Source organism: Arthrobacter sp. UYCu712 (assembly GCF_040547005.1).
In the GTDB taxonomy this organism is placed as follows: Bacteria; Actinomycetota; Actinomycetes; order Actinomycetales; family Micrococcaceae; genus Arthrobacter.
Window position 1 is genome coordinate 46,886 of the sequence record NZ_JBEPOZ010000020.1, and the last position, 14,064, is coordinate 60,949.

Genomic DNA, 14,064 nt, shown 5'->3' on the forward strand with positions numbered 1-14,064 from the left:
GGATTGCAGTGTGGGGCCGGACAGGGATAAACAGCAGCTTGAAGCGACGCTTCGCGAACTCCGGCGCAGCAGCATCCTGCACGTGGACATGGACGCGTTTTTTGTCTCCGTGGAGCTGCGCACCCGGTCCCAACTCAAGGGCAAACCCGTCATCGTCGGCTACCCGGCGGACCGCTCCGTCGTGCTGTCAGCCTCCTACGAAGCCCGCGCGTTCGGGGTGCGATCGGCGATGCCGATGGTGGTGGCGGCGCGCATGTGCCCCTCGGCCGTCATCATCGAACCGCGCCACAAGCTGTACTACGAAGTCTCCGGACAGATCATGGCAATCTTCGGCTCGATCACCGATCTCGTGGAGCCGCTGAGTGTGGATGAGGCCTTCCTGGACGTCGGCGGAGCGATCCGCCGGCTGGGCACGCCGCGTGAGATCGGCGAACTCATCCGCGCCCGGGTCCACCGGGAACTGGGCATCACCGCATCCGTCGGCATCGCGGCCAGCAAGTTCGTGGCGAAAATCGCCTCCACCCGGTGCAAACCGGACGGACTGCTCCTGATCGGGCCGGATGAGACAGTTCCCTACCTTCACAGCCTTCCGGTCAACGCACTCTGGGGCGTCGGCGCCAAGACCGTCGACGTGCTGGCCAGGATGGGCATCCGCACCGTGGCGGACGTCGCCGCCTCGCCGCTGCCGTCCCTGCGCAAGGTTCTCGGCTCCTCCGGCGAACACGTCTACAACCTCTCCTGGGGTATCGATCCCCGTCCGGTAACACCGGTCCGGCTGGAAAAGAGCATCGGGGCCGAAGAGACCTTTGCGGTGGACACAGCCGACGAGGCGCTCTTGCACCGCGAACTGCTGCGGCTCTCACACCGCACGGCGGAGCGGCTGCGCGGCGCCGGCATGCATGCCCGCACCGTCGCGCTCAAGCTCCGGTACGCGGACTTTTCCACCATCACCCGAAGCCGGACCGTCAGCACCCCGATCGACAGCGCCCAGCTGCTCTACGCCGTGGCAGTCCAGCTCCTGGCATCCGTCGGGGACCGGCCGATGACGGTACGGCTCGTCGGCATCCGGGCCGAGCAGCTGGAGGAAGCTGCCCAGGCGCCGCTTCAGCTGAGCCTGGACCGCCGGGATGACAACTGGCGGGCCGCGGAACAGGCGCTGGACGCGGTGACGCGAAAATTCGGGACAAAATCGGTGCTCCCGGCCCGTCTTCTGGACCCCGGCAGTGGCTCGGGCTGATTCTTAGGCCCGGGGCGGCGTTTTGGGTGTGCCAAGCTTGCACAGCGTCTTTCAGAACAGGCCGCAACAAACTATCCTAGATATACGTAGGTTTAGAACGACTTGGAACGAGCGTTCGGGCTGATACGTGACCAGCTGAACAGCCCGGAAGGGGCCGTGGAACTCCACTCGTGGGAACCCGAATCGACCAACGACGGCGGACGGGAACCACACCGGAATCCCGGTCGTTATGGGGTTAGGTACGCTGGCCGCGCCAAGTCTGGACGTTGGCCGACTTAAAGGAGGTCGTGATGCCGCTCTCGGAGCACGAACAGAAGTTGCTTGAGCAACTTGAGAAGCAGCTGCATGAGGACGATCCCAAGTTCGCCAGCTCAATGGGCTCGGACCCGGGACGTTCCTGGTCTACCCGTCATCTGGTGATCGGGGTTCTGGCCACCCTGGCCGGCGTCATGCTCCTGCTGGTGGGCGTCACCGTCCAGAACATCTTCGTTGGAGTCCTCGGCTTCATCGTGATGGGGGCCGGCGTCTACTTTGCGACCATGCGCAGTTCGGCGGCCGGCAAGGCGAGGGCCGCAGGATCCGGCCGGAAGTCCGGAAAGCCGAGGAGTTCGTTTATGAGCAACCTCGAGGAACGCTGGGACGAACGGCACCGGGGCGAGCCCTGAGCCGCGCCGGGCCCGTCCTCCATTTCCCACCACCGGGCTAGCCCGGCAGGCGCAAGAGACCCGCTCCGGCGGGTCTTTTGCCGTTAACACCCGTTAAACCCGCTAAAACCCCGTCACATCGGCTCATTTTGGTGCCACAGGGGGCGATCCACCGTCCTTCCCGGACGCTGCGGGCCCCGGCCCGTGCCCGGGCGTCGTGAATTCCGGGGTCCCGTCCGTGCCGGAGGCGGGAATCCCTCCACTACGCACCACCAGGCCCGATTCGTTGCCGCTGCGCGGATCTTCCGGACCCACTTGACCCTGAAAATACGCAGTCTTCTTCGGCGTGTCGTTGACTGTGGAGGGATGTGGAGTAATGTGGAGGACGTAAGAGGGTAGTGGCAGCAAGGGGACGTTGGGCTTCCTACGAACAGACAGGCGGTGGGCCGTGTTTCTCGGCACACATTCGCCGCGTCTGGACGAAAAGGGCCGGATTATCCTTCCCGCAAAGTTCCGCGAGGAACTTGCCGGCGGGCTGGTTCTCACAAGGGGCCAGGAACGTTGCATCTATGTCTTCAGTGAGGCTGAATTCGGCCGGGTTCACGAGCAGATGCGGGAGGCTCCAATCTCCAGCAAGCAGGCGCGTGACTACATCCGGGTTTTCCTCTCTGGAGCCTCTGACGAGGTACCTGACAAGCAGGGGCGCGTGACGATTCCGCCGGCGCTCCGGGAATACGCAGGGCTCAGCAGGGAACTGGCCGTCATCGGCGCCGGTACCCGCGCGGAGATCTGGGACGCCCAAGCCTGGAATGAGTACCTGGCCGAAAAGGAAACAGCCTTCTCGGAGACCGACGACGCCATACCGGGGATTCTCTGAGCCCCACCACCACCAGCACACGATGTTTCTTGATCGAGATCTCCAGCCGCCCATCCAGTTGTTTTCCTGGCTCACTTCCCCGGAGCCAGGCGGACGCCGGGTAGGCGCGGATGGGGATCTGGATCAAGAAGCGGAACGCAGCTGCGCAGGCAGCACGGCAAGCACGCCCGGACAAGGAAAGGACGCAGGCATGACTGACCCTCACCAGAAGCCCACGTCCGAACGGCATGTACCGGTCCTCAAGGACCGGTGCATCAATTTGTTGGCACCGGGATTCGAGTCGGCCCGCAGCCGCGGCGAGGCCCCGGTGGTCATCGACGCCACCCTCGGCATGGGCGGGCACTCCGAGGCCATGCTCCAGCGCTTCCCGGATCTCCACCTGGTCGGCATCGACCGCGACGAGGAAGCCCTGGCACTGGCGGGGGAGCGGCTCAAGCCCTTCGACGTCCGGATCGACCTCGTGCACGCCGTATACGACGAAATCCCGGAAGTCCTGGCGGACCTCGGCTTCACGCAGGTCCACGGCGTCCTGATGGACCTGGGAGTCTCCTCGCTCCAGCTCGACGAGCGGGAACGCGGTTTTGCCTACTCCTTCGATGCTCCGCTGGATATGCGGATGGACACGAGCCGCGGCCAGACCGCCGCCGACGTCGTCAACAACTACAGCGAGGAGGACCTCGTCCGGATCATCCGGAAGTGGGGCGAAGAGAAGTTCGCCGGCCGCATCGCCAACAGGATCGTCGCCGCCCGCGCCGCCAAGCCGTTCACCACCACCGGTGAGCTCGTCGAACAGATCCGCGGGGTTGTCCCGGCGGGCGCCGCGAAATCCGGCGGGCACCCGGCCAAGCGCACTTTCCAGGCGCTCCGCATCGAGGTCAACGAGGAACTCGACGTGCTAGAGCGCGCGATCCCCGCGGCGGTCAACGCCATCGCCCTCGGCGGCCGCGTCGTCGTCATGTCCTATCACTCGCTGGAGGACAAGATCGTCAAGGGCTTCTTCCAGGCCGGCTCCAAATCTTCTGCCCCGCTCGGTTTCCCGGTGGAGCTTGAGGAACACAAGGCCGAACTGAAGACCCTGACGAAGGGCACCGAGGTGCCCACCGCCGCCGAAATTGCCGAGAACCCGCGCGCAGCTTCCGCCCGGCTCCGCGCCGTGGAACGCATCAAAGCCAGGAGAACCGCATGAGCACCGCCGCCGTCAACCGTTTCCCCGTTGCCACTGGCGCCACTGCCCGCGCCCTACCCGGCCTGAACCCCGGTCCGGCCCGCAAGGCCCGCACCCCGCTCTCGCTCGTACGTTCGGCCCCGCGCAAGCGCCGGGCCCCGTTCGTCGTGCTCTGCTTCGGCATCCTGGCCGTCGCGCTGATGGCAGTGCTGGTCCTCAACATCTCCGTCTCCACCGCGCAGTACCAGCTGGTCCAGCTCAGGAGCGACCAGCTGACCCTGACGAAGCAGAACCAGGATCTCACCCAGCAGGTGCAGAACTTCGACGCCCCCCAGAACCTGGCGGCGAAAGCCACCGAGCTGGGCATGGTGGCCTCCACCGGCAAGGGCCAGATCGACCTGTCCACCCTGACCGTCACCGGCAAGGCCAAGGCCGCGGTGAAGGGCGACGCCCCCGGTGCGGTCATCGCCGCGCCGGCCGTCGCAGGCCAGCTCAACGTCGTCCCGCCCGCCGCCAACAACGAGCCGCTCATGAGCCGCAAGCCGGCGGCCGACGTGCCGGCAGAAGCAGCGGCCCCCGGCGCAGCAGACCCCGCCGCACCGGCTGCCGCAGCAAAACCGGCACCGCCCGCAGCGGAACTCCACGGCGGATCCGTCCCGGCCCCCGCCCAGAGGGTCCCCGGACAGTAACCCAGGACGGATCACCAGCCAGGCAAGCAGCAAGGAATCATCGTGGCGCAGAACACCCGGAAGGCACGCAAGGCAAAAGTGCCGAGCGCCACACAGCGGCTGCGGCTGGGCCTCGGCCTGATGCTCACGCTACTGCTCGTCGTCGGCGGCAAACTCTTCCTGGTCCAGGGACTCGACGTCGGCGGCATGGCCGAGGCAGCGCTCAACAACCGCCTCACGCCGATCGAGCTGCCGGCCGAACGCGGCAGCATCCTGGACTCCAACGGCACCGTGCTGGCCAGCAGTGTGATCCGTTACAACATCGTGGTCGACCAGACCGTCAACACCAAAACCGAGACGTTCCGCCGGCTCGAACCTGTCGACGGCAAGGATGAACTGGTCAAGGTTTCCCGGGACCAGGGCATCTCCGAGCTCGCCGCCGTGCTTGGCATGGAGCGGAACGACGTCAAGGACGCCCTCACCGGCGACAAGCGGTACTACATCGTGGCCAAGAACCTGAAGCCCGACGTCGAGGACCGCATCTCCAAACTGCAGATCCCCGGCATCGTGACCGAAGGCACCAGCAAACGCGTCTATCCCAACGGGGCCGTCGCCGGCGGCATCGTGGGATTCCTGAAGGACGGCACCGCCGGCCAGGCCGGGCTCGAACAGACCCAGGACGAGGTCCTCAAGGGCACACCGGGCAAGCGGCTCTTTGAAATCGGCGCCGACGGGCTGCGTATCCCGGTAGGCGTGGACCAGCTGACTCCCGCCGTCAACGGCAAGGACATCAAGCTCACGCTCAACTCGGATCTCCAGTATTTCGCGCAGCAGGCGATCCAAAGCCAGCGTGACAAGCTCGGCGCCGAATGGGGCGTCATCATCATCTCGGACATCAAAACCGGCAACATCATCACCATGGCGGACACCAACTCCCCGGATCCCAACGACCCGGGAAACTCCGCTCCGGAGGACCGCGGCGTCCGGGCAATCACCGCCGCCTACGAGCCCGGATCGGTGGAAAAGATGATCACCGCCTCCGCCCTGATCGAAGAGGGCCTGTCCAACCCGCTGGACAGGTTCACCATCCCGCCGACGTACACGGTGGACGGCCAGACCTTCAGCGACGCCTTTGTCCACGGCACCGAGGAGCGGACCCTGGCAGGCATCCTGGGCTGGTCCATGAACACCGGAACCGTCATGGCCGGGCAGCGGCTGAGCAAGGACCAGCGCCACGACTGGCTGCAGAAGTTCGGTATCGGCGAAGCCCCGAAGATCGGGCTCCCGGCTGAGGCCACGGGCATCCTGACTCCGGCCGACGAATGGGACGGCCGGCAGGAGTACACGGTGCTGTTCGGACAAGGCGTCTCGCAGTCCACGCTCCAGACGGTCCGGGCGTTCCAGAGCATCGCCAATGACGGTGTTATGCTGCAGCCCCGGCTGATCGACAGCTACATCGACCCGGACGGCACCGAGGAAAAGGTCCCGGCCCAGGAGCCGCGGCAGGTGGTGTCCAAGGACACGGCCAGGCAGGTCCGCGACATCCTCGAAAGTGCCGTGACCGAGGGCCAGATCAAGGAAGCCGGGATCGACGGCTACCGGGTCGGCGCGAAGACCGGCACGTCCCAGTCGCCGTGCGATGACGGCAAATCCGGGTTCTGCGGTTTCACCGCCTCCATGGTGGGGATGGCGCCGATGGACGATCCGCGGTTTATTGTTGGAGTGGTCCTGCAACGGCCCAAGGGTGATATCTACGGTATCTCGAATGGCCCGGTATTCCGTTCGGTGATGAGTCAGACGCTGCGGACGTTCAACGTCCAGCCGTCCACCGGCGAGCCCGCCCGGCTGCCGCAGTTCGCCAAGTAGCGCCCGCACCATTGAGCACCCAGTACCAAAACGAAGCCTGCGGGCCGGAGTATCTTTCCGTGCGCAGCGCAAGATCCGCTAGCACCACAAATGGAGATCCACTTGTCAGAGCTCAACGCCCCAGACGCTTCCCCTGCGCCGTCCGGCCATGACGCGACCCCTGGCTTCCGGCCCGCCGCGGTCGCCGCGGTGCCGCTGAAAACCATTGGTGAGTCGATCGGCGTCGCTGTCCCCGGAGCTTCCGGCGCCGTGCCCGTCACCGGGATCTCGCTGAACTCCCGGGCCGTGCAGCCCGGCGACCTGTACGTCGCGCTGCCCGGAGCCACCCGGCACGGGGCCGACTTTGTTTCCCAGGCCGTGGAGGCGGGGGCCGCCGCCGTGCTGACGGACGACGCCGGCGCGCGCATGCTGGCGCTCTCCAACGACATCACCGTGCCGGTGCTCCTGGCGGGGGAGCCCCGGAGCCTCGTGGGCCGGCTCTCTGCCCTGATCTACCGGAGCCGGCCGGACGACGCTGCCGCGCCCGCCCTCTACGGCGTCACCGGCACGAACGGCAAGACCACCACCACCTACTTCATCAACGCCCTGCTGCAGGCCCTCGGGCAGAAGACCGGCCTGATCGGGACCATTGAGATCCTTGCCGGCGGAGAACCGATTCCCAGCCTGCTCACGACGCCGGAATCCACCGACGTCCACGCCCTCCTGGCCCTCATGCGCGAACGCGGCCTCGATGCGGCCTCCATGGAAGTCTCCTCGCATGCGGTGTCCTTCCACCGAGTGGACGGCATCGTGTTCGACGTCGCCGGCTTCAGCAACCTGACCCAGGACCACCTGGACCTGCACGGGAGCATGGCGGAGTACTTCAGGACCAAGGCACGCCTTTTCACCGCTGAACGCGCGCGCACCGCCGTGGTGGCGGTCGACGACGAATGGGGTGTGAAGCTGGCTGCCTCGGCAGACATCCCCGTCACCACCCTCTCGACGGACCCGGCCACCGACGCCGACGGCGGGACGGCGGACTGGACCGTCACCGGCCAGACCCCGCGGGGCCTCGGCACTGATTTCACGCTCCAGCACCGCGGCGGCACGGGCCTGCGGGTGCACACCGGCCTCCCGGGCAGCTTCAACGTCGCCAACGCCGCCCTGGCCACCGTCATGGTGCTCGCAGGGGGCCACGATGCCGCCGCCGTCCAGGCCGCCCTCGACGCCCGGGATCCGTTCACCGTCGCCGTCCCCGGCCGCATGCAGCTCGTCTGCACGGCGCCGGCCTCGGTGGTCGACTTCGCCCACAACCCCGACGCCCTGGCCCGGGCGCTCGAGGCTGTCCGTTCACCGGAGCCGGGTTCGAAAGTGATCATCGTCTTCGGCGCCACCGGTCAGCGCGACCAGGGCAAACGCCCGGCGATGGGGGCCATCGCCGCCCGGCTCGCGGATACCGTGATCGTCAGCGACGATGACCCGCACGACGAGGACGCCGCCGCCATCCGGGCAGGCGTACTCGCCGGTGCCCTCGAGGCCAAGGACCGCGAGGGCCTCGACTGCACGGTGGAGGAGGTCTTCCCGCGCGACGCCGCCATCCGCCGGGCCGTCGAGCTGGCCGGGCCCGGGGACACCATCCTCGTCGCGGGACGGGGCCATGAAGTGTGGCAGGAAGTCAAGGGCGTCAACCTCGCCCTCGACGACAGGGTGGAGCTCCGCTCCGCCTTGACAGCACGGGGATTCACCGTTCTCCAAGACCAGCGGATAGAGTCCTAAACCGACATGATTGCATTTACCGCGGCGGAAATCGCCGACCTGACCAACGGCCGGCTGGCCGCCGAACCGGGCATCACGCCCGGCTCAGTGGTGACCGACTCCCGCGAAGCCACAGCGGGTTCCCTCTACGTCGCCAAGCCGGGTGAGACGGCCGACGGACATGATTTCGTCGGCGCCGCCTTCGCTCTCGGCGCGGTGCTGGCCCTCGTGGAGCATGACGTCGCCGACGCCGCGGGCCGGAACTACCCGGCCGTCGTGGTGGCGGACTCGGTCCTCGCCATGGGGGCGCTCGCCGCCGAATCTGTCCGTCGGATCCGTGCCCGCCGCGCAGCCGAAGGCGCTGCGCTGACCGTCATCGGCATCACCGGTTCCGCGGGCAAGACCACCACGAAGGACCTGCTCGCCGGGATCCTCGCAGGGGATTCCGGGGCCGGCCACACTGTCGCCCCGCAGGGTTCCTACAACGGTGAGGTGGGCGTCCCGCTCACCGTCTTCAAAGCCGATTTCGACACCCGCTACCTCGTCATTGAGATGGGCGCCACCGGCGTTGGCCACATCCGCTACCTTGCGGACATGGTGCGCCCGGACATCGGCGTCGTCCTCGGGGTGGGCACAGCCCACGCCGGCGAATTCGGCGGGGTGGAGAACATCGCCGTCGCCAAGGGCGAACTCGTCGAAGCCCTGGCAGCCACCGGCACCGCCGTCCTGAACCTGGACGACGCCCGCGTCGCCGCCATGGCGGACCGCACCAGTGCCGCCGTGCTCGGCTTCTCCTCCCAGCCCGCCCGCGACGGCCAGCCCGGCAGAGCCGGTGCAGACAGGGCCGGTACATACGGCGCCGGTGCACAGCGTGTCCGTGCGGAAAACCTCGAGCTGAACGCCGGCGGGAGCCCCGAATTCGAGCTCTTCCTGCCGGGCGACGACGCCGGGCAGCCAGTCACCGCCAGGCTCATTGGCGCCCACCACGTCTCCAACCTGCTGGCAGCCGCCGCCGCGGCCCACGCCGCCGGCATAGCAGCCGCGCAGATCGCCGCCTCGCTGAGCGCCCAGACCGCTGCCAGCCGGTGGCGGATGGAACGCACCGAACGGCCCGACGGCGTCACCATCATCAACGATGCCTACAACGCGAACCCGGAATCGATGCGTGCCGCCCTGCGCACCCTGGCCGACCTCGGCCGGGGCCGCCGGACCTGGGCGGTCCTGGGCGCCATGCTCGAACTGGGCCCCGATTCCATCCGCGAGCACATGGCGGTCGGTACCCAGGTGGTCCGGCTCAACATCTCCCGGCTGGTGGTGGTCGGCCGGGAGGCACGCTCGCTCTATGTCTCCGCCGTCAACGAGGGGTCCTGGGGCGACGAATGCGTCTTCGCCGAGACTGCCGAGGCGGCCTACGAGCTCCTGCAGGCCGAGCTCGAACCCGGCGACATGGTGCTGTTCAAGTCCTCGAACAGCATCGGGCTGCGCCATCTGGGCGATCGGATAGCATTACGTCCACAAGCCGCCGGAAGCGCTGCGCAACCCATTGCTGGAAATGCCGCCGTAATACCTGCCGAAATACCTGCTGGAAATGCCGCTGGAAAACCAGCCGGAACCGCCACTGAAGGGAGTGCGCTGCTGTGATTGCACTGCTGATGGGCTCCGGCCTGGCGTTGCTTTTTGCCCTCGTGGGCACCCCGTTGTTCATCCGGCTACTGGTCCGCAAGAGCTATGGCCAGTTCATCCGCGATGACGGACCCACCTCGCACCACACCAAGCGCGGCACGCCGACCATGGGCGGCACCATCGTGGTGCTGGCCGTCCTCGCGAGCTACGGGCTCACCCACCTCATCATGTGGATGATCAACCCGGCGTCACCGGGCCCCTCCGCCTCGGCCCTGCTCCTGCTCTTCCTGATGGTCGGCATGGGGCTGGTCGGTTTCCTGGACGACTTCATCAAGATCTCCAAGCAGCGCAGCCTCGGCCTGGACGCCAAGGCCAAACTGATCCTGCAGGCCGCCGTCGGCATCATTTTCGCCGTCCTGGCCCTCCGGTTCCCGGACGAGAACGGACTGACCCCCGCGTCCACCCAGATTTCCCTGGTCCGCGACATCCCCTGGCTCAATCTGGCCTTCGGCGGCACCGTGCTCGGCGCCATCCTGTTCGTGCTGTGGTCCAACCTGATCGTCACCGCGGCGACCAACGGCGTGAACCTCACGGACGGCCTCGACGGTCTCGCCGCCGGCGCCTCGGTGATGGTGTTCGGCGCCTACACCCTGATCGGGATCTGGCAGAGCAACCAGGCCTGTGGCTCCCCGCGGCAGGCCGGCAGCGGCTGCTACTCCGTCCGGGACCCGCTGGACCTCGCACTGCTGGCCGCGATCCTGAGTGCCGCCCTGGTCGGCTTCCTCTGGTGGAACACGTCGCCGGCGAAAATCTTCATGGGGGACACCGGTTCGCTGGCCATCGGCGGCGCCGTCGCGGGCTTCGCCATCCTGTCCCGGACCGAACTCCTCCTTGCCTTCATCGGCGGACTCTTCGTGCTGATCACGCTGTCCGTCATCATCCAGGTCGGCTATTTCAAGATCACCAAGGGCAAGCGGTTCTTCAAAATGGCCCCGCTCCAGCACCACTTTGAACTCAAGGGCTGGGCGGAAGTCACCGTCGTCGTCCGGTTCTGGATCCTCTGCGGACTCTTTGTCGCCGCGGGCCTCGGAATCTTCTACGCCGAATGGGTGGTACTCCTGTGACCGGCCCGATCCCCGCCGCCCTCACCACCTCACCCCGGCTGCAGGACCTGGTCAGCTGGGATTCCGACTGGTCCGGCCTGCGCGTCGTGGTCACCGGAATCGGCATTTCCGGGTTTGCCGCCGCGGACACCCTGATTGAACTCGGCGCCCGGGTTGTGGTTGTGGACGCCGCCACCACCCCCAAAGCGAAGGCCCAGGCGGACACGCTGAAGATCGTAGGCGCCGCCGACGTACTGCTGGGCGAAGACGCCGTCACCGCCGTGCCCAGGATCGACGGCGCAAAGCCGGACCTGATCGTCACTTCCCCGGGCTGGCGGCCGGACCAGTCATTGCTGGCCGCCGCCGCACGGGCCCACATCCCGGTCTGGGGCGACGTCGAACTCGCCTGGCGGGTCCGGGAACGCAAAGGGCGCAAGACCGCCGACTGGCTGACCATCACCGGGACCAACGGAAAAACCACCACCGTGGGCCTCACCGAGTCCATGCTGCAGGCCGCCGGGCTCAAGGCGATCGCCGTCGGGAACGTCGGCACGCCGATCCTGGACGCCCTGCGGGACCCGGTGGACTACGACGTCTTTGCCGTCGAGCTCTCCAGCTTCCAGCTGCACTGGAGCCATTCCGTCTCGCCGGTGGCCAGCGTCTGCCTGAACGTCGCCGAAGACCATGTTGACTGGCATGGCTCCTACGCCTCCTACCTGGCCGACAAGGCGAAGGTCTACGAAAACACGCAGAAGGCGTGCATCTTCAACGCCGAACAGATCGAAACCGAACGCATGGTGGAGGAAGCCGACGTCGTGGAGGGCTGCCGCGCCGTGGGCTTCACCACCGTCACCCCGGCCATCAGCATGCTCGGCGTCGTGGAGGGCCTGCTCGTGGACCGCGCCTTCATCGCCGAGCGCAAGGACAGCGCCGTCGAGCTGGCCTCCATCGCCGACCTCGGCCCGGTGGCACCGCGGCACATGGTGGCCAATGCCCTGGCCGCGGCCGGCCTGGTCCGCGCCTACGGCGTCGAACCGTCCGCCGTCCGGCAGGGACTGCTGAACTACCTGCCGGGCGAGCACCGCATCCAGGCCGTCGCCCGCCACGAGGGCGTGCTCTGGATCAACGATTCCAAGGCCACCAATCCGCATGCCGCGGCCGCCTCGCTGTCCGCATTCGAGCACGTCGTGTGGATCGCCGGCGGACTCTCCAAAGGCGTCAATTACGAATCCCTGGTCCGGGAGCACGCGCACCGGCTCAAGGCTGTGGTGCTGATCGGTGCGGACTCCAGCGGGCTCCTGTCCGCGCTGCAGCGACACGCCCCCGATGTCCCCGTGATCGGGCACGCCAAGGGCGAGACTGAAGACGTGCAACCTGCCGGACCGGCCGATGCCGAAGCAGGTCCTTCGCCGATTTTCGGTGAGACTGTGATGGCCCAGGCCGTTGCCGCGGCGGCGCAGCTGTCCGCTCCGGGGGACACCGTGCTCCTGGCTCCGGCGGCCGCATCCATGGATCAGTTCTCTTCCTACGCTCACCGTGGCGACGCCTTCATCGAAGCTGTCCGCGGGCTCGTGGAAGGGCAGGCTCAGACCAGCGAGGAGTAACAATGGTCAGCACGCCCACACGCACCCCCGCGGCCAAAACCGCCGCGAAAGCATCATCCGCGGAGGCTCCATCCGCAACAGCAACAGCCCCGAAGGCAGCAGCGCCGCAGGCGTCCGGCCCGGCGGCAAAACGGCAGTCACCCGCGGCCAGGGTCCGCGGCTTGTCCCGGGGCTTCTGGTCCGCGCTGGAAGGCACCGGGAAGTCCCGCAACGGCTCCACGTACTACCTGATCCTCGGCGCCACACTGGCACTGACCGCGATCGGCATCATGATGGTGCTCTCCGCTTCCAGCGTCGAGGCCATCGCCGCGGGGGAGTCGCCCTATTCGGCCGCCCTCAAGCAGGGAATGTTTGCAGCCATCGGACTCTTCTGCATGTTCCTGCTCTCGCGGGTCAACGTCGTCTGGCTCAAACGCTTCGCCTGGCTGGCCATCATGGCTGCCCTGGTCCTGCTGGTGCTGGTGCTGCTTATCGGCCGCAGCGCCCTGGGCAACCAGAACTGGATCGACATCGGCCCCTTCACCTTCCAGCCCTCCGAAGCCGCCAAGCTGGCCCTTGCCCTCTGGATGGCGACCGTGCTCGGCGCCAAGACCAAGCTCCTCAGCCAGTCCAAGCATGCCCTGATCCCGGTGGCACCGGTCGCCGCGCTCGTGATCGGCCTCATCCTGGCCGGCAACGACCTCGGTACGGCGATGATTGTCATGATCATCACGGCCGCGGCGCTCTTCTTCGCGGGGGTACGGCTCTATGTGTTCGGCATTGGGGCGGTACTCCTGGGCGCCGCCACGGCCGTCCTGGCCATCACGAGCCCCAACCGGGTCTGCCGCATCCTGTCCTGGACCGGCCAGACCTGCGCCGACGGCTCGGACCTGAACTACCAGTCGACCAACGGCCTCTACGGCCTCGCCTCCGGCGGCTGGTTCGGCGTGGGGCTGGGCCAGAGCCGGCAGAAGTACAGCTGGATCCCCGAGGCCCATAACGACTTCATCTTCGCCATCATCGGCGAGGAGCTGGGCCTGATCGGTACGCTGGTGGTCCTGGTCCTGTTCGCCATCCTGGGCACCGCCATCTACCGCGTCGTCGTTGCCCAGAAGGACATGTTCCACCGGGTCCTTGCCGGCACCATCATGGTCTGGCTGCTGGGCCAGGCGACCGTCAACATGGCCGTCGTCACCGGCCTGGCTCCGGTCGTCGGCATCCCGTTGCCGTTCATCTCCTATGGCGGCTCCGCCCTGCTCATGTCCTTGTGCGCAATCGGCGTAGTCTTGTCTCTTGCCCGGGCCCAGATGGCGCCCGGCATGCAGCCCAAGGGGCTCTTCAGGTTCGGTCCGGCCGGACTGGCCAGGTCCCTTCGCAAGAGCGCGGCGACCCGGGCCGCCGGCAGGAACGGGGCGGCGGACCCCGCACCCAAGGACCCCGTACCCAAGGACCCCGCATCCAAGGGCCCCGCCCCCAAGGGCCCAACCTCCAGCAGCCCCGCCCCCAAGGGCCCCGCACGCAAGATCGCCGCCCCGAAAAACCCAGCACGAAAGCGTAAATAGGC

Annotated in this window: 11 protein-coding genes; all 11 read left to right on the forward strand. The window is 67.3% G+C overall.

Annotated elements, in window-relative coordinates; genetic code table 11:
* The first annotated feature begins 10 nt into the window (after positions 1–10).
* The 11 genes from dinB (at position 11) to ftsW (ending at position 14,062) form a co-directional block, all read left to right on the forward strand.
* Positions 11–1,237 carry a DNA polymerase IV gene (gene dinB / locus ABIB51_RS17200; RefSeq protein ID WP_354190160.1) on the forward strand — a complete coding sequence of 409 codons (1,227 nt, stop codon included), beginning with the start codon at positions 11–13 and terminating at the stop codon, positions 1,235–1,237.
* A gap of 290 nt (positions 1,238–1,527) precedes the next feature.
* A complete protein-coding gene (locus ABIB51_RS17205) occupies positions 1,528–1,902 on the forward strand; it encodes an SCO2097 family morphological protein (protein WP_354190162.1) in 375 nt (124 codons plus the stop codon).
* 427 nt (positions 1,903–2,329) lie between these two features.
* Entirely contained in the window at positions 2,330–2,758 is a 429-nt protein-coding gene (mraZ, locus tag ABIB51_RS17210; RefSeq protein WP_354190164.1) for a division/cell wall cluster transcriptional repressor MraZ, read from the forward strand.
* 190 nt (positions 2,759–2,948) lie between these two features.
* The gene (gene rsmH, locus ABIB51_RS17215; RefSeq protein WP_354190166.1) at positions 2,949–3,944 is read left to right on the forward strand and encodes a 16S rRNA (cytosine(1402)-N(4))-methyltransferase RsmH; all 996 of its coding nucleotides are present in this window, start codon (positions 2,949–2,951) and stop codon (positions 3,942–3,944) included.
* Positions 3,941–4,612: a cell division protein FtsL gene (gene ftsL, locus ABIB51_RS17220; protein WP_354190168.1), complete on the forward strand. Its 672-nt coding sequence runs from the start codon at positions 3,941–3,943 to the stop codon at positions 4,610–4,612. The genes rsmH and ftsL overlap by 4 nt, the downstream gene beginning before the upstream one ends.
* Before the next feature lie 42 nt (positions 4,613–4,654).
* Positions 4,655–6,457: a peptidoglycan D,D-transpeptidase FtsI family protein gene (locus ABIB51_RS17225; RefSeq protein WP_354190170.1), complete on the forward strand. Its 1,803-nt coding sequence runs from the start codon at positions 4,655–4,657 to the stop codon at positions 6,455–6,457.
* 102 nt (positions 6,458–6,559) lie between these two features.
* Positions 6,560–8,212 carry a UDP-N-acetylmuramoyl-L-alanyl-D-glutamate--2,6-diaminopimelate ligase gene (locus tag ABIB51_RS17230; protein WP_354190172.1) on the forward strand — a complete coding sequence of 551 codons (1,653 nt, stop codon included), beginning with the start codon at positions 6,560–6,562 and terminating at the stop codon, positions 8,210–8,212.
* A 6-nt stretch (positions 8,213–8,218) separates the two neighbouring features.
* Complete coding sequence (locus ABIB51_RS17235) at positions 8,219–9,832, forward strand: UDP-N-acetylmuramoyl-tripeptide--D-alanyl-D-alanine ligase (RefSeq protein WP_354190174.1); 1,614 nt, start codon at positions 8,219–8,221, stop codon at positions 9,830–9,832.
* Positions 9,829–10,938, forward strand: a complete 1,110-nt coding sequence (mraY, locus tag ABIB51_RS17240) for a phospho-N-acetylmuramoyl-pentapeptide-transferase (protein WP_354190176.1) — start codon at positions 9,829–9,831, stop codon at positions 10,936–10,938. Before ABIB51_RS17235 ends, mraY begins: the two co-directional genes overlap by 4 nt.
* A complete protein-coding gene (murD, locus tag ABIB51_RS17245; RefSeq protein ID WP_354190178.1) occupies positions 10,920–12,521 on the forward strand; it encodes a UDP-N-acetylmuramoyl-L-alanine--D-glutamate ligase in 1,602 nt (533 codons plus the stop codon). The genes mraY and murD overlap by 19 nt, the downstream gene beginning before the upstream one ends.
* Positions 12,522–12,523: 2 nt before the next feature.
* Entirely contained in the window at positions 12,524–14,062 is a 1,539-nt protein-coding gene (gene ftsW / locus ABIB51_RS17250; RefSeq protein WP_354190180.1) for a putative lipid II flippase FtsW, read from the forward strand.
* Positions 14,063–14,064 lie beyond the last annotated feature (2 nt).

Bases quoted from the DNA above. Each gene is read 5' to 3' on its own strand.
- ABIB51_RS17205 (WP_354190162.1), top strand. From the start codon at position 1,528: ATGCCGCTCTCGGAGCACGAACAGAAGTTGCTTGAGCAACTTGAGAAG.
- rsmH (WP_354190166.1), top strand. From the start codon at position 2,949: ATGACTGACCCTCACCAGAAGCCCACGTCCGAACGGCATGTACCGGTC.
- ftsL (WP_354190168.1), top strand. From the start codon at position 3,941: ATGAGCACCGCCGCCGTCAACCGTTTCCCCGTTGCCACTGGCGCCACT.
- ABIB51_RS17235 (WP_354190174.1), top strand. From the start codon at position 8,219: ATGATTGCATTTACCGCGGCGGAAATCGCCGACCTGACCAACGGCCGG.
- murD (WP_354190178.1), top strand. From the start codon at position 10,920: ATGGGTGGTACTCCTGTGACCGGCCCGATCCCCGCCGCCCTCACCACC.
- ftsW (WP_354190180.1), top strand. From the start codon at position 12,524: ATGGTCAGCACGCCCACACGCACCCCCGCGGCCAAAACCGCCGCGAAA.